Genomic DNA, 21,215 nt, shown 5'->3' with positions numbered 1-21,215 from the left:
CCCACCCGACGGCGCAGCCCACCCGACGGCGCAGCCCACCGAGCGCCCAGCCCACCCGACGGCGCAGCCCACCCAAGCGCCCGGCCTCCCCCTCCCGATGGAGGAACCACAATCCGCCGCGAGGCCGAGGCGCCGAACCCCGGGAGTTCCTACGGTGGAGTCATCACCACCCGTCCAGCGGAAGGAGCCGCGATGCTCACGCTCCGGCACATCAGCAAGTCCTACGGCAGCCGCCGCGCCCTGCACGACGTCAGCTTCGACGTCGCCCGGGGCCGGTTGACCGGATTCGTCGGAGGCAACGGCGCCGGGAAGACCACCGCCATGCGCATCATCTTGGGCGTGCTCGGGGCGGACGCCGGCGAGGTCGCCCTGGACGGTCGCCCGGTGGACGGTGACGCCCTGCGCAGCTTCGGGTACATGCCGGAGGAACGCGGCCTCTACCCCAAGATGGAGATCGCCGAGCAACTCACCTACCTCGCACGCCTGCACGGCATCGACCGCGGCGCCGCCACCAAGCGCGCCGACGCCCTGCTGGACCGCCTCGGCCTCGGTGAGCGCCGCAGGGACAAGCTCGACGCCCTCTCCCTCGGCAACCAGCAGCGCGTCCAGGTCGCGGCCTCGCTGGTCCACGACCCCGATGTGCTGGTGATGGACGAGCCGTTCTCCGGCCTCGACCCCCTCGCGGTGGACGAGGTGCTCGCGGTGATCTCCGAGCATGCCGCCCGCGGCATCCCGGTGCTGTTCTCCTCCCACCAGCTCGACGTGGTGGAGCGGCTGTGCGACGACCTCGTCATCATCGCCGGCGGCGAGATCCGTGCCGCCGGCACCCGCGAGGACCTGCGCGAGCGCTACTCCGGCAGCCGCTGGGAACTGGACGCGCTGGCCGACGCCGGTTGGGTGCGCACCGTGCCGGGTGTGAGCGTGAGCGAACTCGCCGGCAACCTCGTCACCTTCACGGCGGGCGAGAACGCCGCCCAGGCCGTGGCGCGCGGCGCCGTCGAACGCGGCGGCCTGCGCACCTTCCGCCCCGTGCGTCCCACGCTCGGGGAGATCTTCCGCGACATCGTCGTGGATCACACCCGCAACGAGAACGAGGCAGCCTGATGAGCACCGTGACACCCACACGCACGCCCGCGGGCACCCCCGGCGGCACGCCCACCACGGGCGCGAGTGCCGTCTCCACCACGGCCGCGATCGGCCTGGTCGCCGAACGGGAGATCACCAGCCAGGTGCGCTCCAAGGCGTTCCTGATCTCCACCGCGATCACACTGCTGCTCATCCTGGGCGGCATCATCCTCAGCTCCGTGCTGGGCGGGGGCGGCGACGAGGAGGCCACGGACACGGTCGCCCTGGTCGGCACCAGCGAGACGGTCTCCGCCTCCACCCTGGACGTGCGCGAGGTCGCCAGCCGCGCCGAGGCCGAGGAGTTGCTGCGCTCGGGTGAGGTCGACGCCGTCGTCCTGGCGGATGACTCCCCCGCCGGTGTCACGGTGCTGGGCCTGGAGGAGGTTCCCGGCGGCGTGGTCGGCACCCTGACCGTGCAACCCGAGATCGAACTGCTCGAGCCGCCCACGGGGAACCCGGGCCTTCGCGCCGTCGTCGGCATCGGCTTCGGGTTGGCATTCATGATCACCGCGCTCGGCTCGGGCACGATGATCGTGCAGAACACGGTGCAGGAGAAGCAGTCGCGCGTGGTGGAGATCCTGCTCGCCGCGGTCCCCGCCCGGGTGCTGCTGGCCGGGAAGATCCTCGGCAACTGGGTGATCGGCGTCAGCACCGCCGCAGCGATGGCCGCCACGGCCGCCCTGGGTCTGGCCGTCACCGGGCAGGGGGAGTTGCTGGCGATGCTCACCGCCCCGATGCTCTGGTTCGTGCTGTTCTTCCTCGTGGGGTTCGTGCTGATCGCCTCGGTCTTCGCGGCCGCCGGCGCGCTGGTCTCCCGCCAGGAGGACACCGGCACGGTCATGCAGCCCGCGATGATGCTCGTGCTCCTGCCCTACTTCGGGGTGGTGTTCTTCGCCGACAACCCCCTCGTGATGACGATCCTGTCCTACGTGCCGTTCAGCGCCCCCGTGGGAATGCCGCTGCGGCTGTTCTTCGGGGATGCGGCCTGGTGGGAGCCGCTGATCTCGCTGGCGATCCTCGTGGTGACCGCGTGGCTGGTCTCGCTGGTGGCCGCTCGGATGTACGAGAACTCGCTGCTCAAGATGGGCTCGCGAGTCCCCCTGCGGGAGGCGCTCAAGCGCACCTGAGCCACCCTCATTCCCGACGGCGTCGCCCACCCCGGGCGGCGCCGTCGCGCTGTCTGCGGGGTCACCTCCCGAGCGGTGTCACCTCAGGATCAGCGCCACGACCCAGGTGCCCGCGATCAGCAGGGCGAAGGAGAGCTCCACGAGGATCGTCAGGCCGCTGGCCTTGATCGCGGCGAGGGTGGCGCGCCAGGCGTGTTGGTGAGCCCCGAGCCGGATCCGCTCCATCGCGTAGACACCGAGCACGAAGCCCACGAAGAGCCCGATGACGGGGATCACGAAGAAGCCGACGATGCCCAGGAGGCCACCCACGAGCATGGTGCGCCCGGGGACCTGCCGCTTGCGCAGGTACCGGCCGGCCACGACGTACCCCATCACCCAGGCCAGGGCCGTGAGGACCAGGGCGATGATCGCCGTCGTCCAGCCCAGGGTGCCGCCCGTGACGAGGCCCCAGATCGCCACCGCGGTCCCCACCAGGGTGGAGCCGGGCAGGACCTGCAGCACCGAGCCGAGCAGCCCGACGGCGATCGCCAGCGCGACGAGCAGGTCACCCCACCACGGCATCGGTCAGCGCCCCCTCAGGGCTGCAGAACCACCTCGCGGTGGCGGCAGAACCACCTCGCGATGTGATCAGCGCCAGAGCACGGCGATGAAGATGTTCACCACCGTGAGGGCCGCGATGAGGATGACGAAGCTGCGCTCCACCTTCTCGCGGCGCCCGCCCCACCAGACCAGGCCGGTGATGACCAGCGCGATCATGAACTTCACCGCGAGCTTGATGTGGTCCGGACCGCCGCCGTCGCTCGCGGCGATGGCCAGGAACGCCGCGAAGGCGCCGGCGATCAGCGCGGTGAGCGCACCGTGCAGCATCCCCAGGGGGATCTTCGGCTCGCGCACCGACACCAGCGAGCCGCCGAGCACGATGGCCCAGCCGATCATGTGGATGGCGACAAGAATCCCGATGGCAACGTCCATGGTGATGACCCTACGTCACCACACCCTCACAGCAGGCGACGCTGCGCGGCCCAGCGCGTGAGTTCGTGGCGGGAGGAGAGTTGCAGCTTGCGCAGCACCGCCGAGACGTGGGTCTCCACGGTCTTGATGGAGATGAACAGTTCCGAGGCGACCTCCCGGTAGGAACGTCCGCGGGCGATCAGCCGCATCACCTCCCGTTCCCGGGCGGTCAGGCGGTCCAGTTCGTCGTCGTGCTCGGCCTGCTCAGCGCTCCCGGCCGCGCCGACCGCGCCGAACGCGTCGAGCACGAACCCGGCCAGGCGCGGGGAGAACACCGCATCGCCGCCGGCCACGCGCAGCACGGCATCCACCAGGGCGTCCGGGGCGATCGACTTCGTCACGTAGCCGCGGGCCCCGGCACGGATCACGGCCACCACGTCCTCCGCGGCGTCGGAGACCGACAGCGCGAGGAACCGGGTGCCGGGCGCCAGGTCGGCGCAGGCCCGGGCCACCTCCGCGCCCCCACCCCCGCTGCCACCGGGCAGGTGCACATCGAGCAGGACGACGGCGGGGCGCGCCTCGTGCACCACGGCGACGGCGGAGGGGACGTCCCCCGCCTCCCCCACGATCCGCACCCGGCCGTCCAGGCTGGCGCGCACCCCGGCGCGGAAGACCGCGTGGTCGTCCACCAGCACCACCGGCACGGGTGCGGCGTCCGACCGAACCTGGGCTGCGCCGTCGGGCCCGTCACCGGGGAGGTTCGCTGGGGTGGTCATGACTGCTCCGTTCGCTCGTTCTCCTCCGGGCTGGTCTGCGAGCCCGGATCCGCGCCACCGGAGGGGTCCAGCGGCATCTCGAGGTGCACCTCGGTGCCGCCGTCGGCCAGCGTGGTGATCGTCGCCTTGCCCGCGCGCCGCCGCACCCGCCCCAGGATGGACTCCCGTACGCCGAACCGGTCCTCCGGGATCGCCGCCAGGTCGAATCCGTCCCCGTGATCGCGGACGACAGCCTCCACGGCGGTGGGGTCGGCCTCCACGTACACGCTCACCGGCGGCCGGCCGTGCGCGACGGCGTTGAGCAGGGCCTCGCGCATGGCGCGCAGCAGGGCGGTGGTCTCCTCCGTCGGGACCGCATCACCCACCACGACCGCCTCGATGTCGGCGGGGCTGCCGTCCGCGTGGGTGCGGGTGTCCTCGACCTCGGCGACCATCTCCTTGACCTGCGCGGCCACCGAGGTGGCGGCGGGGCTGCGGTCCTCGTACAGCCACTGCCGCAGGTCGCGCTCCTGGGCGCGGGCCAGGCGCACCACCTCGGGGTCACTGGAGCGGGCGCGGATGATGGACAAGGTCTGCAGCACCGAGTCGTGCAGGTGGGCGGCGATGTCGGCCCGCTCGGATTCCCGCTCGCGGGCGGCGCGCTCGTCGGCCAGCGCCCGGACCATGCCCAGCCACCAGGGCGCGAGCACGAGAGCGACCCCGGCCAGCACCGCGATCGCGGCGAGTGCCGACTGCAGCACCACGGTCGGCTGCGCGTCCTGGCCTACGAAGAGCACGATGGCGATGGCGGCGATCGCCACCCCGCCCACCAGGCGGATGACCCGCAGCCCCCGGCCCTCGGGGGCGCCGTTCTGGGCACCGTTGTGGGCGCCCTGTGGGGAACCGGCCTGCCGGGAGGAGGCCCATTGCCCCCACACCAGCGCGACCGCGACCACCAGCAGCAGCGCCGGGATCAGCCAGCCGTTGTTCCCGCCCAGGCGGTCCACCAGCAGCAGCGCCGCCACGGCGAGCAGGCTCAGGGCGATGACGACGGTGGAGGTGCGCAGCGGATCGAATCGGGTGCCGGACTCCTCACCGCCCGGCTCCTCCAGCGGCTTGGCCAGGCGCCGCCACGCCGGCGGGGTGGCGGTGCGCGGATCGGTGGGATCCCCCGCCGGGATCGTGAACCACCAGAAGACGTAGGCGACCACGCCCATCCCGCCGGCGAGGGTGGCCGCCAGGAACGCCAGGCGCACGAAGGTGACCCGCACCCGCAGGTGCAGGGCGATCCCCGTGGCCACGCCGCCCACCCAACGTCCGCGCTTCGGGCGCAGCAGGGGCGGCCGGGTCGGTGCGCCGGGTTCGGCGCCACCGCCCGTGCCGGAGGCCGCGGTGCTGGACACGACCCGATCGTTCCACGCCGGGGCCACCGAGGGAACGCCCGCAGGTCCGATCCGGGCCGATCTCCGGGGCGATCTCAGGGGACTCCCTGATGGTCCCGCGGGGCGAGGGAGAGCAGGCTGGAGCCATGTCCACTCCCACGTCCCCGACCCCGGGCCACACGCCCGGTGACGACTCCGCTGCACCGACCGGTCGTTCCACTCCCGGCCCCACGCCCACCACCGCCCCCGGAAGCGGCGGCGGGAGCGGCCCGGGGGTCGGTCCCGGTGAGCAGCCGCGCGGCGGCGCCGCCTTCTGGGCCTACCTGCGCGCGCTGCAAACCCCCCGCAGCGCGCAGCGCTGGTTCGGCGGCGTCGCCGGCGGCCTTGCCGCGCGGTGGGGCTGGGACCCGCTGCTGGTGCGCGGGCTGTTCGTGGCGGCCAGCCTCATCGGCGGCATCGGGTTCCTCGCCTACGCCGTGTGCTGGGCGCTGCTGCCCGAGCCCGACGGCCGCATCCACGCCGAGGAGGCCCTCAAGGGACGCGGAGACACCGCCTACGTCGGCATCGTCATCTTCACGCTCCTCGGCCTCGGGCCCGCCGGGACCCTCGGCCCGTTCGGCCTGTGGGGGCTGGGAACCGGGGAGGACGGCTTCAGCGTCTTCTGGCGCCTGGTGCTCATCGGCATCGTGATCTGGGCGATCGTCGCCCACCGCAGGCGCCGGGACGCCTGGCGGGCCGCGCACCCGGCGAGCGCACCGCCGCGGGAGGCTGCACCGTCGGGCACAGCGGGTTCCACGGAACCCGCCGCTCCGCAGGCACCTCCGGCCGAGCCGGGGGCGACGACGAGTGCGGCATCAGGACAGACCGCCGGCGGCTGGGGCTCCCCCGAGGCGCCCGCGCCGATCCTGGACGCCCAGGACGCACCCGCAGGTGCGGGCGACGGCAGCGACGGCGGTGCCCCACCGAGCTGGCACGGCTACACCCCGCCCCAGCCCGTTGCCACGACGCCGCGCCCGGCACGCCCGGTGCGCCGCGGCCCGGGGACAGCGGTGATCGCCAGCGTCCTGGGTGGAATCCTGCTCCTGGCCGCGTTCACCCTCCTGGCGGGCCGGGTCGGGGCGCTCCTGCACCCGGAGCTGGTGTTCCTCGGCGGATCGCTGGTCATCGTGGCCCTCGGGTTGATCGTGACCGCGCTGCGCGGACGCCGCGTGGGACTGTTGACGTTCCTTGCGATCATCGGACTCGTGGCGGGATCGAGCGCGGCCGGCGGAACGTTCTTCACGACCACCGGCTGGGTGGACGGGGAGACCTACGGCTCCGCCGCCGTGGTCCCCGCCACGATCGCCGAGGCCGAGGAGGGCGTGGCGTTCAATGTGGGCGACCTGACGCTGGACCTCACGCAGGTACCGCTGCCCTCGTCCGCGGCGCTGGATTCCGGGGCCGCTGCGTCCCTGACCGTGCCGGTGGACGTCTCCCTGGGCGACGTGGCGATCCTCGTCCCCGCCGAGGCCGACGTCCGCATCGACGCGGAGGTGAGGGCCGGTGAGGTGCGCTGGGAGGTGGGCGAGGGCCAGAGCACGCGTTCGGGCACCAGCCTGTCCGTGACCGAGCAGACCGCCGGCGTCGCCGAGGGCGCCGCGCCGCAGATCCAGATCGACCTCACCCTCGGTGCCGGTGTGGTCCGTGTGATCGGAGTAGAGGAATGAACCAGCAGTACGACGACAGCCCGCGCCCCGGGGCCCTGGTGTGGAGCCTGCTGGTGCTGGCCGCGGGCGTGGTGGTGCTCCTGGCCGCCGCGGGAGTCACGCTCGACCTGGGGCTGACCGCGATCGTGGTGGTCGCCGGCCTCGGCGGGCTGCTGCTCCTGACCGCGGTGCTCTCGGGGATCCGGGCGCGGCGGCGCAGCACCCGCTGAGCGCTGTGCCTGCAGAACCACCTCGCAGTGCCTGCAGAACCACCTCGCGGAGGGTGGGTCAGCGGGTGCGCGCGGCCACGTGCGCGGCGCGTTCGTACTCCCCCGCCGCGGCGGCCACCACATCGGCCCAGTCGGTGCGCGGCGGCACGGACGCGTTGTGCTCGCGGATCCGGCCGAGCAGCGCGCGGTCCTGCGCGAGCTGCACGATCGCCTCGGCCAGTCCGTGATCGTCCGCTGCGATCAGGCCCTCCTCGCCGTGGCGCACGAACGTGGTGATGCCGGTGCCCTCCAGCGCCACCACCGCCAGGCCCGCGGTGCGCCCCTCCAGTGCCGCGATCCCGAACGCCTCCAGACGCGAGGGCGAGAGGAACACGTCCCGCTCCCGGTACAGCGCGGGCAGGTCCTCGCGGGGCACCCGGCCCAGCAGGTCCACCTGGCCGCTCAGCCCCCGCCGCTCCACCTGGTGGCGGGTGTCGGCGAGTTCGGGGCCGCCGCCGGCGATCGTGAAGTGCACCGCGTCCGGGCCGAGCCGCCGGCTCACCTCCTCGGCGACGTCCACGATCACGCCGGTGCGCTTGCGGGGCGCCACGCGCTGGGTGGAGACCACTCGCAGCGGCAGGCCGCCCTCACTCGACTGCGCCGCACCCGTGATCTCGTGGGAGCCGGCGGGCGGCGCCCAGGTGGCCACCTCGATCCCGTTCGGCAGGATCCCGACCTCGTGCGCGCCGTCGCCGAACACGGCCCGCACCCGGCTCGCGGCGACCTCGCTGACGGCGGAGAGCGCCGCCGTCCCGGCGTTCCAGCCGGTCGCCCGCGCCCCCCAGTGCAGCGGGGTGCGGATCCCGTCCAACATGCAGTGCCAGGTGATCGCGAGCGGCAGACGCAGCCGTCGCGCCACGCTCGCGCCCTGGTAGGCGAACGGGGAGACCATCCCGGCCTGCACGTGCACCACATCGGGGCGCAACTCGCGCAGCGCGGTGGCGATGCGGGAGGAGCCGTTGACCGTGACCGGCAGGCCGCGGGTGACCCGGGAGGTGATGCGGTGCACGACGACGCCGCTCGCCAGTTCCTCCCGCTCGCCCCAGGCGGTGTGCACGGGGGCGCCGCCGGGCGCCAGGGGCGGCGGCGCTGCGCCGTCGCCCTCCGCGGTGGCGGTCAGCACATGCACCTCATGACCGGCCGCGACCTGATGCGCGGCGAGGTCACCGACCTGCGTCTCGATCCCTCCCACCCGCGGCGCGAAGCAGTCCGAGACGTGCACGATCCTCATGCGGTCACTCCCATTCGTGGTCACTGCCCGGCGAGTGTCACTCCCACTCGATGGTGCCGGGGGGCTTGCTCGTCACGTCGAGGGTCACGCGGTTGACCTCCGCGACCTCGTTCGTGATGCGCGTGGAGATCCGGGCGAGCACCTCGTAGGGGACGCGGGTCCAGTCCGCGGTCATCGCGTCCTCACTGGAGACCGGGCGCAGCACCACCGGGTGGCCGTAGGTGCGCCCGTCGCCCTGCACGCCCACGGAGCGCACATCGGCGAGCAGCACCACCGGGCACTGCCAGATCTCGCGATCCAGGCCCGCCGCGGTGAGTTCCTCGCGGGCGATCAGGTCGGCGGCGCGCAGCGTCTCCAGCCGCTCGTGGGTGACCTCACCCACGATCCGGATCCCCAGTCCGGGGCCCGGGAACGGCTGGCGCCACACGATCGCCTCGGGCACCCCGAGCTCGAGGCCGACGGCGCGCACCTCGTCCTTGAACAGGGTGCGCAGCGGCTCCACGAGGTCGAACTGCAGGTCGTCGGGCAGGCCGCCCACGTTGTGGTGGCTCTTGATGTTCGCGGCGCCCTCACCGCCCCCGGACTCCACCACGTCCGGGTAGAGGGTGCCCTGCACGAGGAACTTCACGTCCTCGCCGTGCGCGCCGGCGGCCGCGACGACGTCCCGCGCCGCGTCCTCGAAGACCCGGATGAACTCCCGGCCGATGATCTTGCGCTTGGTCTCCGGGTCGCTCACGCCCGCGAGCGCCGCGAGGAACCGCTCGGCGGCGTCCACCACCACGAGGTTCACCCCGGTGGAGGCCACGAAGTCCTGCTCCACCTGCTCGGCCTCACCGCTGCGCAGCAGCCCGTGGTCCACGAACACGCAGGTGAGCTGGTCCCCCACCGCCTTGTTCACCAGGGCCGCGGCCACGGAGGAGTCCACGCCGCCGGACAGGCCGCAGATCACCCGGGCGTCGCCCACCTGGGCGCGGATCGCGGCCACCTGCTCGGCCACCACGTTGCCGGGGGTCCAGGTGGGAGCCAGGCCCGCGCCGTCGTACAGGAAGTGCTCCAGCACCCGCTGGCCGTGCTCGGAATGCTTCACCTCGGGGTGCCACTGCACCCCGAACAGGCGGCGGCCGGTGTCCTCGAACGCCGCCACGGGGGCGCCCTCGGAGGTGGCGAGCACGGTGAAGCCCTCGGGTGCGGTGCGCACCGCGTCGCCGTGGCTCATCCACGTGTTCTGCTGCTCGGGTGTGCCGGCGAGCAGGACCCCCGCCTCGCACACCTCCACGTCGGTGCCGCCGTACTCGCGCAGCCCGGTCCGGGCGACCTCGCCGCCCAGCGCCGCAGCCATGGCCTGGAAGCCATAGCAGATGCCGAGCACCGGAACCCCTGCCTCGAACAGGGCCGGGTCCACGGCGGGTGCGCCCTCGGCGTACACCGAGGAGGGGCCGCCGGACAGGATGATGGCCGCGGGCTTCTTCGCGAGCATCGCGGACACCGGCATGGTGTGCGGCACGATCTCGGAGTACACGGCCGCCTCGCGCACACGGCGAGCGATGAGTTGGGCGTACTGGGCGCCGAAGTCCACGACCAGGACGGGCGCGGGTGTCGCGGCGAGGCTCGGGGTGGGAGACGTCACGGGCTCCACTCTAGGCGGAGCGACCGGGGAGACCCACTCGCGGTCGCCTCACACGGCTGCGGAGGGGGCGGACCGGCTCAGTGGCGGCTGCGGTCGGCGGCATGCTCGACGGGCCGGCCGGTGCGACCCACGGGCCAGCGCGCGGCCCGCGCCTCCACGATGAAGGACATCACCGGCACCACGCCGCCGGCGATCATCGCAGCCAGGCGACCCAGACCCCACCGCGCCTTGGACCACACCTGCAAGCACGTGACGGCGTAGACCACGTAGATCCAGCCGTGGATGATCGCGATCCAGTCGCCGAGCACGGCCTGATCTGGCCCGTTGACCTGCAGCACGTACTTCAACAGCATCTCCACGCACAGCAGCAGCAGGAATGACCCGGTCACGAACGCCATCACCCGGTAGCGACCGAAGGCCGCGCTCGTGAGCGGATTCCACCGCACCCCCGGGCCGCCGGCCGGGGACGTGGGCTCGGCGTCATGGGGGGTCTGCGCGGATGCGCCGTCGGGCGCGGAGGGGTGCGACATGTCCAGCCTTCCATCACGGTTCCCCTCCATCCTCTCACCGCGTGCGGACCGCTCGTTCACGCATCTGGACCGGTGTGCGTGTGCCGTGCGCAGGTGAGCAGTCCGTGGGAAAGTTGGCGCGTGCCCCCCACCGCCGCGATGTATCGCCGACGCCGCATCGCCACCGTCGTCGCCCTCCTGCTGATCGTCGTCCTCGGCGTGGCCGCGGTCTTCGGGGTGCGCTGGTTCCAACAGCGGGCCGAGGCCGAGCGCCAGCAGGAGCTGTACGCCACGAGCGCCGAGGCGGTGCGCGCCTACGAGGACTCCGTCCTGGCGCTGCTGAGCCCGGGGGTGGTCACGCTCGCCATGGTGACGGGCACCGCGGACGAGAGTGCCGAGACCGTGGCGGGGATCCAGGAGGAGTGCGCGAGGGTCAGCGAGTACGCCGACACCGTGGAGAGCGCGTGGACGACGCTGGGCGAGGCTCCCGAGGTTCCGGACGACCTCGACGAGGACTTCCCCGGGGCGGCCCAACTCCGGGTCCGCCCTGGGCAGGCTCAGTCCGCCGCGCAGGAGTACGCCGCGGCCATCGCGGACGCGGCCAAGCAGGTGGCGCGATTCTGCGGCGGCTATCCCGCCCTCGCGCAGATCATGGCGCAGCAGGACACGGCGGTGACCTCCCTGACCGAGTCCCTCACCGCGTGCACCGAGGCCGAGGAGGGTTGCCTCCCGCAGGACACGAGCGCGTGGCCCGCGCTGCGAGGCGACCTCGAGGCCGTGTTCGTCACGCCGCACCGCGAACGTGCCCAACTCCTGGCGGAGTGGTGCCCCACGGACGCGCTGGCGCCGGTGTGCGCGGCACGCGCCGAAGGGGACTCCGCGCTCGCGGCAGCCGGGGATGCGTACCTGGACGCCGTGGACTCCCAGTCCCGTGAAGCCGTGGCCGCCGCGCGGGCCGGGATCGCCGAGGAACGCGAGGCCGCAGATGCCCTGCTCGCGGCCGCGGTCACCGAAGCCCTGGGTGAGTCCGGGACCGGCGGCTCAGAGGAGCGGATCGCGGCCGCCATCCGGGAGTGGACCCGCACGGTGCAGGCCGAATGGCTTGCGGCCGACGAGGCCTTGATGCGGGCGGTCGGCTAAGAGCCCCGCCTTGCTCCCCACAGGCGTCGCCGCGCCCACGCCGGGGATAATCCCTGGGAGGTTGTCACCCTCCCGGCCTACCGTGAGCGCGTGATCGACCTCCACCGCTCCGCGAGCGCACCGCCACCCACCGCCGGGGTGTGGCGCCTACTCGCGTGGCGCGCCGCGCAGCAGCGCCGGCTCGTCGTGCTGGGCGTGCTGGTGGGTGTCGTCAACGTCGGGACCCAGGCAGCAGCGCCCTGGGTGCTCGGCCAGGCTGTGGACGACGGGCTCGAGCTCGGAGTCTCGGGCCCCCTGCTGACATGGTGCGCAATCCTGCTCGGGCTGTGGGCGGTGCGGGCCGTGAGCGGTGTGGTCGCACACCGCCTGGACGTGGCGAACTGGGTCCGCGCCGCCCTGGGGACCATCGAGGTGACGGGTGATGCGGTCGCGCGCAACGGCGAGGCCGTCCGTCGTGAGATGTCAACCGGGGAGATCGTGGCCACCGTGGCCTCCGACGCGCCACGGATCGCGGAGGTATTCGCCTTCGTCGGGCGTTTCCTCGGCAGCATCATCGCCTACCTCGCGGTCGCGGCGATCCTGCTCTCCGCCTCAACCACCCTGGGCACCGCCGTGCTCCTCGGCATCCCGCTCGTGGCCGGTGTGCTCGCGCTTGTCGTGCGCCCGCTGCAGGCGCGCCAGGCCGAGCACCGCGAACAGAACGGCCGGCTGACCACACTCGGCTCGGACACGGTCTCCGGGCTGCGGATCCTGCGGGGCATCGGAGGTGAGGCGGCGTTCGTCCGCCGCTACCGCGACCAGTCCCGGCGGGTGCAGGCCGCAGGCGTGCAGGTCGCCCGCACCCAGTCGTTGCTCGACGCGCTCCAGGCACTCCTGCCGGGACTGTTCCTGGTCGGGGTGATCTGGTACGGCGCCCGACTGGCGATCACCGGTGAGATCGAGCCCGGACAGCTCGTCGCGTTCTACGGGTACGCGGCCTTCCTCACCGAGCCGCTGGCAGCCGCAACCCAGGGGGTGCAGATCCTCACACGCGCCCGGATCGCGGCGAAGCGGGTACTGCGTGTGATCGGCCTTCCCGGCGAGATGACCACGGCCGCCGCGCCGCGTCCCCTCCCCTCGCAGCCCGCTGACCTGCACGACCCCGCAAGTGGGCTGCGGGTGTCGCCCGGTGCGGACATCGCGCTCGTCAGCGCGGATCCGGACGAGACCGCCGCCATCGCCACCCGCCTGGGTCGGTTGCGACCCGAGAGCACCTCGGCGCGTTACGGCGGCGTGCCCCTGGCCGAGGCCGCACTCGATGAGGTCCGCTCCCGCATCGTGGTCTCCGAGGCCACACCAACCCTGTTCTCCGGGATCCTCGCTGCGGAACTCGACGTCCGTGACCACGCGACCCAGGCCCAGGTGCTCGGCGCGATGCACACCGCAGACGCAGACGACGTGCTCGACTCGCTGCCGGGTGGACTCGCCGGGTACCTCCCCGAGAAGGGACGTTCCCTCTCGGGCGGGCAGCGCCAGCGTGTGGCGCTCGCCAGAGCGCTGCTCACCGAGGCCGAGGTGTTGGTGCTGGTGGAGCCGACATCCGCCGTCGATGCCCACACCGAGGCCCGCATCGCCCGGCGACTGCGCACCGCTCGAGCGGGGCGCACCACCGTGATCGTCTCGGCGAGCCCGCTCGTGCTGGACCAGGTGGAGCAGGTCGTGCTCGTGCAAGAAGGCCGCGTCGTGGCCAGCGGCCGACACCACCAGTTCATGCAGGACGCCGAACGTGCCGCGCGCGGGGAACTCGCCGGGGAGGCCGCTCACACCGCGATCGCCTACCGGCGGATCGTCTCGCGCAGCGTGGACGACTCCCCTGCCGAGACCCCCGGGACGAGGCCGGCCCACGCGTCGGACGCGACCGACACTGCCGACACTGCCTTCCCGCACGAGCCCCAGGAGGTGAGATGACCACCACGACACCGACCCCGCCGGCCAGCACCGGGACCGAGGCCGCGCTGCCGATCGCGGACGCCGCCCAGGTGCGCCGCGAGAGCACCGCGCTGCTGCGCCGGCACCGGCGCTCGCTGGTCGTGGTCGCGGTGCTGCAGGCGCTCGCGGCGACCGCCGGGCTCGCCGGGCCCTTCCTGCTGGGGCGCATCGTGGACGCCGTCATCGCGGGAGCGCAGGTCCGCACCGTCGACCTCGCCGCCGCAGTCCTCGTGATCGCCGTCATCACCCAGGCGGTCACGGTGCGCTACGCCCAACGCTCGGCCATCGTGCTCGGCGAGACGGTGTTCGCCGAGCTGCGCGAGGAGTTCATGGCCACGGTGACCGCGCTCCCGCTGTCCACGGTGGAACGAGCGGGGACCGGGGACCTGGTCGGCCGCACCACCAACGACATCGACCGCGTGCAGCACACGGTGAGGTTCGGCATCCCCCGGGTGCTGGTGGCGGTGACCACGATCGCCCTGACCGTGCTCGCCGCGTTCCTCACCGACGCGCGCACCGCGCTGGCCCTGCTGGTCGGCGTGCCGATCCTCGTGGTCGCGGTGCGCTGGTACCTGCGCCGCGCGACCGCTCGCTACCTGCGGGAGTCTGCCGCGTACGCGGCGATGAACGGCACGTTCACCGAGACCGTGGAGGGTGCGCGCACCGTGTCCGCGCTCGCCCTGACGGCGCGGCGCCGCGCGCGTCTGGAGGCCGACATCGCCGAGACCGTGGCGGCGGAGGCGGGCACCCTGCGGCTGCGCCAGGTGCTCTTCCCTGCGGTGGACATGGCCTTCGGCCTGCCCAGCGTGGCGGTGCTGCTGTGGGGCGGATTCCTCATCTCCCGCGGCGAGGTGACCGTGGGCGCCGTCACCACCATCGCGCTGTACACGGTCCAGCTGATGGGGCCGGTCTGGGAACTCATCTTCTGGGTCGATGAGATCCAGGTCGGCGCCGTGTCCCTGGCCCGCATCTTCGGGGTGAAGGATGTGCCGGGCGACCGCGAGGCTGGTGGGGACCGGCCCGTGGACGAGCACGTGAGGGCCGAGGGTGTGCGCTACGCCTACCGCGAGGACGTGGAGGTCTTGCGCGGGATCGACCTCGACCTCGCAGTCGGGGAGCGGCTGGCAATCGTGGGGCCCTCGGGTGCCGGGAAGTCGACGTTCGGCCGGATGCTCGCCGGAATCCACCCACCGACAGCCGGGCGGGTGGCGGTGGGCGGGGTGCCCCTGATCGAGTTGCCGTTGGACGAACTGCGCGGCCATGTGGCCCTGGTGACGCAGGAGCATCACGTGTTCGTGGGGACCCTCGCGGACAACCTGCGGCTCGCCCGGGCCGAGGCCGACGAGGCCGCGCTGCTGGAGGCGCTCGCGGCGGTGGACGCGGACTGGGTGCGTGACCTGTCGCAGGGTCTGGAGACGCAGGTCGGCTCCGGTGGCCACGAGCTGACCCCCGCCCAGGCTCAGCAGGTGGCGCTCGCACGCCTGGTGCTCCTGGACCCGCACACGCTCGTGCTCGACGAGGCGACCAGCCTGATCGATCCCCGCCAGGCGCGCGAGCTGGAGGCCTCGCTCGCCGGGGTGCTGCAGGGCCGCACCGTGGTCGCCATCGCGCACCGGCTGTACACGGCCCACGACGCCGACCGCGTGGCCGTGATCGAGGCGGGGCGCATCACCGAGATCGGTTCGCACCACGACCTGGTGGATGCCCAGGGCGAGTACGCCAAACTCTGGCACTCCTGGCAGAGCGAGTAGTCCCGGAACCACCCCTCGCCACTTGGCGGACCCGGGTCCGCCGAGCGTGCCCTTGCGCCTCCGCCCCCGCGCCGAGCGTGCCCTTGCGCACTGCGCAGGCAAGAAATCCCTGCGCAACCACACGCTCGGCGCACCGGGGCGCACCCTCATCTCTCGGCGTCGGCGTCTGCCTCCTCGCGGCGCTGCAGTGCCTCCTCGCGCACCAGGCGATACCAGACCACCAGCGCGAACGCCCCAAAGACGTACCACTCGACGGCGTAGGCGAGGTTGCGCAGGTCGACCTCGCCCCCGCCGTCGAGCTCGGGGCCCGGAACAGTGCGCAGGGCGGCGTCGTCGCTCTCGGCGAGCACCAGGTAGGCGTTGTAGATGGGCAGCCCCCACTCGCCCGCGAGGTAGGCAGCCGAGAGCGAGGGGATCTGCCCCGCGGGCAGGTCGGCCACCTGGTAGGACTCCGCGGCGGTCACGGCACCGGTGAGCTCGACCTCGCCCTGGGGCAGCGCGGGCGGCTGCTGGTCCGTGGTCTGCCAGCCGCGCACCACCATCAGCCAGGCACCCTCTGTGGTCCGCAGCGGCGCCACCACGAGGTAGGCGTCCTCGCCGTCGACCACGCGGTCGGGGACCACCAGTTGCTCGCCCTCATAGGTTCCCGTCACCGTGACGGGCAGCCCCACCATGGTCCCGGTGACGTGCTCGCCCGGGTCCACCATCTGTGCGAGCGGGGTCGGCGCGGTGGCCTGCTGCACCTGCGCCGCTGTGGCCGCAGCGACCTCGGCACGCTGGAACGCGCGGTCGATCTGCCAGGCACCGAGCCGTCCGCATACGATCGCAGCGGCGACCAGGAGAACGAGAATGGCCAGCATCCGGCGGGTGCGCGCCGCACGCCAGAACTCCCCGGCCGAGACCCTCGGACGGGTCGACCCGGCGGCGCGGCTCGAGTCGGCCTCCTCACGCGGCGCGGTGCTGGTCACCCGATCAGCCTACGACGAGCGCCGGGCACCGGATCCGGCCGGGGCATCACCCCGCTGCGATGGATTCAGGACCTCCAGCCCTCGCACAGCGGCCGAGATCGGGGCAGGCTAGGAACCATGGTCATCGAGCACACGGATTCCGCCGCCCCCACCTGGAACGCTCGTCCCGCCGAGCCCGTCTCGCAGGAGACTCTCGAGCGCATCGACAAGTGGTGGCGCGCCGCGAACTACCTGTCCATCGGTCAGATCTACCTGCTGCGCAACCCCCTGCTGCGCACCCCGCTGGACCGCGACGACGTCAAGCCGCGCCTGCTCGGGCACTGGGGCACCACGCCGGGGCAGAACTTCCTCTACGCCCACATGAACCGCGCCATCAACGAGCGCGACCTGAACGCCCTGTACATCTCCGGCCCGGGTCACGGTGGACCCGGCCTCGTGGCGAACACCTACCTCGAGGGCACCTACAGCGAGACCTACTCCGCGATCACGAAGGACGAGGAGGGTCTGCGCCGGCTGTTCAAGCAGTTCTCCTTCCCCGGCGGCATCCCCAGTCACGTGGCCCCCGAGACCCCCGGCTCGATCCACGAGGGCGGCGAACTCGGCTACTCCCTCTCCCACGCCTACGGCGCCGTCTTCGACAACCCCGACCTGCTCGCCCTGACGGTGGTGGGCGACGGCGAGGCCGAGACGGGGCCGCTGGCCACCAGTTGGCACTCCAACAAGTTCCTCAACCCGCTGACCGACGGCGTGGTGCTGCCGGTCCTGCACCTCAACGGGTACAAGATCGCCAACCCGACCGTGCTGGCACGCATCGGCGACGACGAGTTGCACGACCTCATGCGCGGGTACGGTCACAAGCCGCACGAGTTCGTGGCAGGGTTCGACGAGGAGTCCCACGCCTCCATCCACCGCCGCTTCGCGGAACTGCTGGACGTGGTGCTGGACGAGATCGTCCAGATCAAGCAGCGCGCCGCGGCCGGCGAGGAGACCCGCCCGCAGTGGCCGATGATCATCTTCCGCACCCCCAAGGGCTGGACCTGCCCGAAGTTCATCGACGGAAAGAAGGCCGAGGACTCCTGGCGCGCACACCAGGTGCCGCTCGCCAACGCTCGGGACACCCCCGAGCACCTCCAGGTCCTCGCGGACTGGCTCGCCTCCTACCGGATGGAGGAGCTCGTCGACGCCGAGGGCCGGATCATCGAGGACGTCACCTCCCTGTCCCCCGTGGGCAATCGTCGGATGGGGGCCAACCCGCACGCCAACGGCGGGGTCCTGACCAAGGCCCTGCGCCTTCCCGACTTCCGCGACTACGCCGTGGACGTACCCGAACCCGGCAGCGGCCTGTACGAGAACACCAAGGTGCTGGGCACCTGGCTGCGTGACGTGGTGAAGCAGAACCCGGACAACTTCCGCATCTTCGGACCGGACGAGACCGCCTCCAACCGGCTGCAGGACGTGTTCGAGGTCACCAAGAAGGTCTGGAACGCCGACTTCCACGACGGTGACACCGACACCACGCTGGGCCTGGAGGGCCGCGTGGTCGAGATGCTGTCGGAGCACCAGATGCAGGGCTGGCTCGAGGGCTACCTGCTGACCGGTCGACACGGCCTGTTCAACTGCTACGAGGCGTTCATCCACATCATCGACTCGATGCTGAACCAGCACGCGAAGTGGTTGAAGGTCACCGACGACATCCCGTGGCGCCGCCCGATCCCGTCGCTGAACTACCTGCTCTCCAGCCACGTGTGGCGCCAGGACCACAACGGCTTCAGCCACCAGGACCCCGGATTCATCGATCACGTGGTCAACAAGAAGCCCGAGGTGGTGCGGGTCTACCTGCCGGCGGACGCGAACACGCTGCTGTCCACCTACGACCACTGCCTGCGCAGCCGGGACTACGTCAACGTGGTCGTGGCCGGCAAGCAGCCGGCGCCGCAGTTCCTCACCATGGACGAGGCGATCGCGCACTGCACCCGCGGCCTGGGCATCTGGGAGTGGGCCGGCACCGAGGTGGACGGCACCGAGCCGGATGTGGTGCTCGCCTGCGCCGGCGACGTGCCCACCCTGGAGACCCTCGCGGCCGCCGATCTGCTGCGCCAGAACATCCCGGACCTGAAGGTCCGGGTGGTCAACGTGGTGGACCTGATGCGACTGAACAGCGAGACCGAGCACCCGCACGGGCTCTCTGATCGCGACTTCGACGGGATCTTCACCGACGACAAGCCGGTCATCTTCGCCTACCACGGCTACCCGTGGCTGATCCACCGCCTCACCTACCGTCGCACCAACCACAGCAACATCCACGTGCGCGGCTACAAGGAGGAGGGCACCACCACCACGCCCTTCGACATGGTGATGCTCAACGACCTGGACCGATACCGCCTGGTGATCGACGTGATCGACCGCGTCCCCGGCATGACCGAGCGGTACGCCGGGCTGCGTCAGCGGATGGAGGACAAGCGGATCGAGGCCCGCGCCTACACCCGCGAGCACGGCGAGGACCTGCCGGAGGTGTCCACCTGGGTATGGCCGGATGCCCGCGAGGTCACCGACACCGCTACGGTTGACGCAACGGCCGCCACCGGCGGCGACAACGAGTGATCGCTGCAGGTCAGCGGCACACGTCACACAACGAGTGAGTGGGAGTCATGGCGCGCACTGTCTACCTGACATCGCCTGAGGGGAACACCGGGAAGTCCACCATCGCGCTGGGTCTGCTCGACCTGTTCAGCGCGCGAGTGCAGCGCGTCGGGGTGTTCCGGCCCGTGGTCGCGGCCGACACCGGCCGCGACCGCGTGCTGGAACTCCTGCTCCAGCACGACGGCGTCGACCTGGCCTACGAGGAGTGCGTGGGCGTCACCTACGAGAAGGTGCACTCCGACCCCGACGCGGCCCTGGACGAGATCCTCACCCGGGCCCGCGAGGTCGCCGAGAAGTGCGAGGTGCTCCTGGTCGTCGGTTCGGACTACACCGACGTCGCCGGGCCCACCGAGCTCTCCTTCAACGCCCGGATCGCGGCGAACCTCTCCAGCCTGGTGCTGCTCGTACTGGGCGCACCCGAGCGCTCGGCCGAGCAGGTCCACCAGGTCGGCGAGGTGGCCCTCGCCGAACTCACCGCCCACCACGCCCAGGTGGCCGGTGTGATCGTGAACCGCTGCGATCCGGCGGTTCTCGACGACGTGCGCGCCCTGGACCTGGGGGTTCCCCTCTGGGCGGTGCCCGAGGTGCCGCTCCTGTCGGCACCGACGGTGCGGGCCCTGATGCACTCCCTGAACGGCGAGCTGGTCTCCGGGGAGGACGCGCTGCTGGACCGGGAGGCGGAGCACCTGCTCGTCTCCGCGATGGGCATCGAGCACCTGCTCGAACGCATCAAGGAGGGCTCGTTCGTCATCACCCCGGCAGACCGGGACGACGCGATCGTGGCACTGCTGGCCGCCAACGCCGCCCCCGACTTCCCCACCCTCGCGGGTATCGCCCTCAACGGCGGCTTCGAGCTCGGCAGCCAGGTGGAACGCCTGGTGGGCAGCCTCGGCCAGCGCCTGCCGATCATGCGCTCGGACCTGGGGACCTTCACCGCCGCGAAGGTGGTCGCCGCGACCCGCGGCCCCCTGTCCTCCGGGTCCCAGCACAAGATCGAGGTGGCACGCTCCACCTTCGAGGCGGCCGTGGACGCCGACGGGCTCATGGCCGCCCTGGACGTGGCGCGATCCGATGTGGTCACCCCCCTGATGTTCGAGCACATGCTCTTCCAGCGGGCCCGCTCCGACCGGCGTCACATCGTGCTGCCCGAGGGTGAGGACGACCGCGTGCTGCGCGCGGCGAGCACGGTCCTCTCCCGCGGCGTGGCGGACCTGACGATCCTCGGGGTGGAGGCCTCCGTGCGCCAGCGCGCCACGGAACTCGGCCTGGACATCGCCGCCGCCACCGTGCTGGACCCGGCCACCTCGGAGCATCTGGAGGCCTTCGCCCAGGAGTACACCCGGCTGCGCGCCCACAAGGGCATGACGGTCGAGCGTGCCCGCGAGATCGTCATCGACGTGTCCTACTTCGGCACGCTCATGGTGCACCTGGGAGTCGCGGACGGCATGGTCTCCGGGGCGACGCACACCACCGCACACACGATCAAGCCGTCCTTCGAGACGATCAAGACCACCCCGGGCGTCTCGGTGGTCTCGGGGTGCTTCTTCATGTGCCTCGCGGACAAGGTGCTGGTGTACGCCGACTGCGCGGTGAACCCGGACCCGGACGCCGAGCAGCTCGCGGACATCGCCATCTCCAGCGCCCGCTCGGCGGTGCAGTTCGGGATCGACCCGCGTATCGCGATGCTCTCCTACTCCACCGGGCAGTCCGGGAAGGGCGCCGACGTGGAGAAGGTGCGTGCCGCCACCGAGTTGGTGCGGATGCGCGCACCCGAGCTCGTGGTCGAGGGCCCGATCCAGTACGACGCCGCGGTCGACCCGGGTGTGGCAGCCGCGAAGATGCCCGGCTCGCCCGTCGCCGGTCAGGCCACGGTCCTGATCTTCCCGGACCTCAACACCGGCAACAACACCTACAAGGCGGTGCAGCGCTCCGCGGGAGCGGTGGCCGTCGGCCCGGTGCTGCAGGGTCTGAACAAGCCGGTCAACGACCTCTCGCGCGGCGCGACGGTCAAGGACATCATCACCACGGTCGCGATCACCGCGATCCAGGCCCAGGGCGAGAGCCGCCCGGGCCAGGAAGGCTGAAGA

General features: G+C 72.2%; 17 protein-coding genes. 9 read left to right on the top strand and 8 right to left on the bottom strand.

Features of this window, described 5'->3' with window-relative positions:
• The first annotated feature begins 192 nt into the window (after positions 1-192).
• On the top strand, positions 193-1,104 hold the full coding sequence (locus ATL40_RS02800; protein ID WP_098468217.1) for an ABC transporter ATP-binding protein: 912 nt from the start codon (positions 193-195) through the stop codon (positions 1,102-1,104).
• Positions 1,104-2,252, top strand: coding sequence for an ABC transporter permease (locus ATL40_RS02795; protein WP_098468216.1), 1,149 nt, complete (start codon positions 1,104-1,106; stop codon positions 2,250-2,252). The genes ATL40_RS02800 and ATL40_RS02795 overlap by 1 nt, the downstream gene beginning before the upstream one ends.
• A gap of 78 nt (positions 2,253-2,330) precedes the next feature.
• Here ATL40_RS02795 and ATL40_RS02790 read toward each other — a convergent pair whose 3' ends face one another.
• The 4 genes from ATL40_RS02790 to ATL40_RS02775 form a co-directional block, all read right to left on the bottom strand.
• Positions 2,331-2,813, bottom strand: a complete 483-nt coding sequence (locus tag ATL40_RS02790; protein WP_098468215.1) for a DUF456 domain-containing protein — start codon at positions 2,811-2,813, stop codon at positions 2,331-2,333.
• A gap of 66 nt (positions 2,814-2,879) precedes the next feature.
• A complete protein-coding gene (locus ATL40_RS02785) occupies positions 2,880-3,224 on the bottom strand; it encodes a hypothetical protein (RefSeq protein ID WP_098468214.1) in 345 nt (114 codons plus the stop codon).
• A 26-nt stretch (positions 3,225-3,250) separates the two neighbouring features.
• Positions 3,251-3,979 carry a LuxR C-terminal-related transcriptional regulator gene (locus ATL40_RS02780; RefSeq protein ID WP_098468213.1) on the bottom strand — a complete coding sequence of 243 codons (729 nt, stop codon included), beginning with the start codon at positions 3,977-3,979 and terminating at the stop codon, positions 3,251-3,253.
• Complete coding sequence (locus ATL40_RS02775) at positions 3,976-5,361, bottom strand: ATP-binding protein (RefSeq protein ID WP_098468212.1); 1,386 nt, start codon at positions 5,359-5,361, stop codon at positions 3,976-3,978. Before ATL40_RS02775 ends, ATL40_RS02780 begins: the two co-directional genes overlap by 4 nt.
• 125 nt (positions 5,362-5,486) lie before the next feature.
• On the opposite strand from ATL40_RS02775, the gene ATL40_RS02770 reads away from it, so the two are divergent.
• Positions 5,487-7,046, top strand: a complete 1,560-nt coding sequence (locus tag ATL40_RS02770) for a PspC domain-containing protein (RefSeq protein ID WP_169925860.1) — start codon at positions 5,487-5,489, stop codon at positions 7,044-7,046.
• Positions 7,043-7,255, top strand: a complete 213-nt coding sequence (locus ATL40_RS02765; protein WP_098468210.1) for a hypothetical protein — start codon at positions 7,043-7,045, stop codon at positions 7,253-7,255. Before ATL40_RS02770 ends, ATL40_RS02765 begins: the two co-directional genes overlap by 4 nt.
• 58 nt (positions 7,256-7,313) lie before the next feature.
• On the opposite strand, the gene ATL40_RS02760 is transcribed toward ATL40_RS02765, so the two are convergent.
• From ATL40_RS02760 to ATL40_RS02750, 3 genes are all read right to left on the bottom strand, one after another.
• Entirely contained in the window at positions 7,314-8,525 is a 1,212-nt protein-coding gene (locus tag ATL40_RS02760) for a glycosyltransferase family 4 protein (protein ID WP_098468209.1), read from the bottom strand.
• A 37-nt stretch (positions 8,526-8,562) separates the two neighbouring features.
• Positions 8,563-10,152, bottom strand: coding sequence for a glutamine-hydrolyzing GMP synthase (gene guaA / locus ATL40_RS02755; protein WP_098468208.1), 1,590 nt, complete (start codon positions 10,150-10,152; stop codon positions 8,563-8,565).
• 77 nt (positions 10,153-10,229) lie between these two features.
• Positions 10,230-10,682, bottom strand: coding sequence for a DUF3817 domain-containing protein (locus tag ATL40_RS02750; RefSeq protein WP_098468207.1), 453 nt, complete (start codon positions 10,680-10,682; stop codon positions 10,230-10,232).
• Between the two features lie 120 nt (positions 10,683-10,802).
• Between ATL40_RS02750 and ATL40_RS02745 the strand changes: the two genes are divergently transcribed.
• The 3 genes from ATL40_RS02745 (at position 10,803) to ATL40_RS02735 (ending at position 15,520) form a co-directional block, all read left to right on the top strand.
• Positions 10,803-11,801: a hypothetical protein gene (locus ATL40_RS02745; protein WP_098468206.1), complete on the top strand. Its 999-nt coding sequence runs from the start codon at positions 10,803-10,805 to the stop codon at positions 11,799-11,801.
• 90 nt (positions 11,802-11,891) lie between these two features.
• Positions 11,892-13,748 (top strand): ABC transporter ATP-binding protein, encoded by a 1,857-nt coding sequence (locus ATL40_RS02740; protein WP_098468205.1) that lies wholly within the window; start codon positions 11,892-11,894, stop codon positions 13,746-13,748.
• On the top strand, positions 13,745-15,520 hold the full coding sequence (locus tag ATL40_RS02735; protein ID WP_098468204.1) for an ABC transporter ATP-binding protein: 1,776 nt from the start codon (positions 13,745-13,747) through the stop codon (positions 15,518-15,520). Before ATL40_RS02740 ends, ATL40_RS02735 begins: the two co-directional genes overlap by 4 nt.
• Positions 15,521-15,666: 146 nt before the next feature.
• Here the strand turns inward: ATL40_RS02735 and ATL40_RS02730 are convergent, their stop codons facing one another.
• A complete protein-coding gene (locus ATL40_RS02730; RefSeq protein ID WP_098468203.1) occupies positions 15,667-16,488 on the bottom strand; it encodes an SURF1 family protein in 822 nt (273 codons plus the stop codon).
• Between the two features lie 117 nt (positions 16,489-16,605).
• Between ATL40_RS02730 and ATL40_RS02725 the strand changes: the two genes are divergently transcribed.
• Positions 16,606-19,089, top strand: coding sequence for a phosphoketolase family protein (locus ATL40_RS02725; protein ID WP_098468202.1), 2,484 nt, complete (start codon positions 16,606-16,608; stop codon positions 19,087-19,089).
• A gap of 47 nt (positions 19,090-19,136) precedes the next feature.
• Positions 19,137-21,212 carry a phosphate acetyltransferase gene (gene pta, locus ATL40_RS02720; RefSeq protein ID WP_098468201.1) on the top strand — a complete coding sequence of 692 codons (2,076 nt, stop codon included), beginning with the start codon at positions 19,137-19,139 and terminating at the stop codon, positions 21,210-21,212.
• Positions 21,213-21,215: the final 3 nt, after the last annotated feature.

It is taken from the genome of Serinibacter salmoneus (assembly GCF_002563925.1).
GTDB classification, from domain to species: domain Bacteria; phylum Actinomycetota; class Actinomycetes; order Actinomycetales; family Beutenbergiaceae; genus Serinibacter; species Serinibacter salmoneus.
Note: the sequence above shows the minus strand (reverse complement) of the source record. Positions and strands in the feature narration are given on the sequence as shown.

Coding starts and splice junctions, on each gene's coding strand:
- ATL40_RS02800 (WP_098468217.1), top strand. CDS start 193: ATGCTCACGCTCCGGCACATCAGCAAGTCCTACGGCAGCCGCCGCGCC.
- ATL40_RS02795 (WP_098468216.1), top strand. CDS start 1,104: ATGAGCACCGTGACACCCACACGCACGCCCGCGGGCACCCCCGGCGGC.
- ATL40_RS02790 (WP_098468215.1), bottom strand. CDS start 2,813: ATGCCGTGGTGGGGTGACCTGCTCGTCGCGCTGGCGATCGCCGTCGGG.
- ATL40_RS02785 (WP_098468214.1), bottom strand. CDS start 3,224: ATGGACGTTGCCATCGGGATTCTTGTCGCCATCCACATGATCGGCTGG.
- ATL40_RS02780 (WP_098468213.1), bottom strand. CDS start 3,979: ATGACCACCCCAGCGAACCTCCCCGGTGACGGGCCCGACGGCGCAGCC.
- ATL40_RS02770 (WP_169925860.1), top strand. CDS start 5,487: ATGTCCACTCCCACGTCCCCGACCCCGGGCCACACGCCCGGTGACGAC.
- ATL40_RS02765 (WP_098468210.1), top strand. CDS start 7,043: ATGAACCAGCAGTACGACGACAGCCCGCGCCCCGGGGCCCTGGTGTGG.
- ATL40_RS02760 (WP_098468209.1), bottom strand. CDS start 8,525: ATGAGGATCGTGCACGTCTCGGACTGCTTCGCGCCGCGGGTGGGAGGG.
- ATL40_RS02750 (WP_098468207.1), bottom strand. CDS start 10,682: ATGTCGCACCCCTCCGCGCCCGACGGCGCATCCGCGCAGACCCCCCAT.
- ATL40_RS02735 (WP_098468204.1), top strand. CDS start 13,745: ATGACCACCACGACACCGACCCCGCCGGCCAGCACCGGGACCGAGGCC.
- ATL40_RS02725 (WP_098468202.1), top strand. CDS start 16,606: ATGGTCATCGAGCACACGGATTCCGCCGCCCCCACCTGGAACGCTCGT.
- pta (WP_098468201.1), top strand. CDS start 19,137: ATGGCGCGCACTGTCTACCTGACATCGCCTGAGGGGAACACCGGGAAG.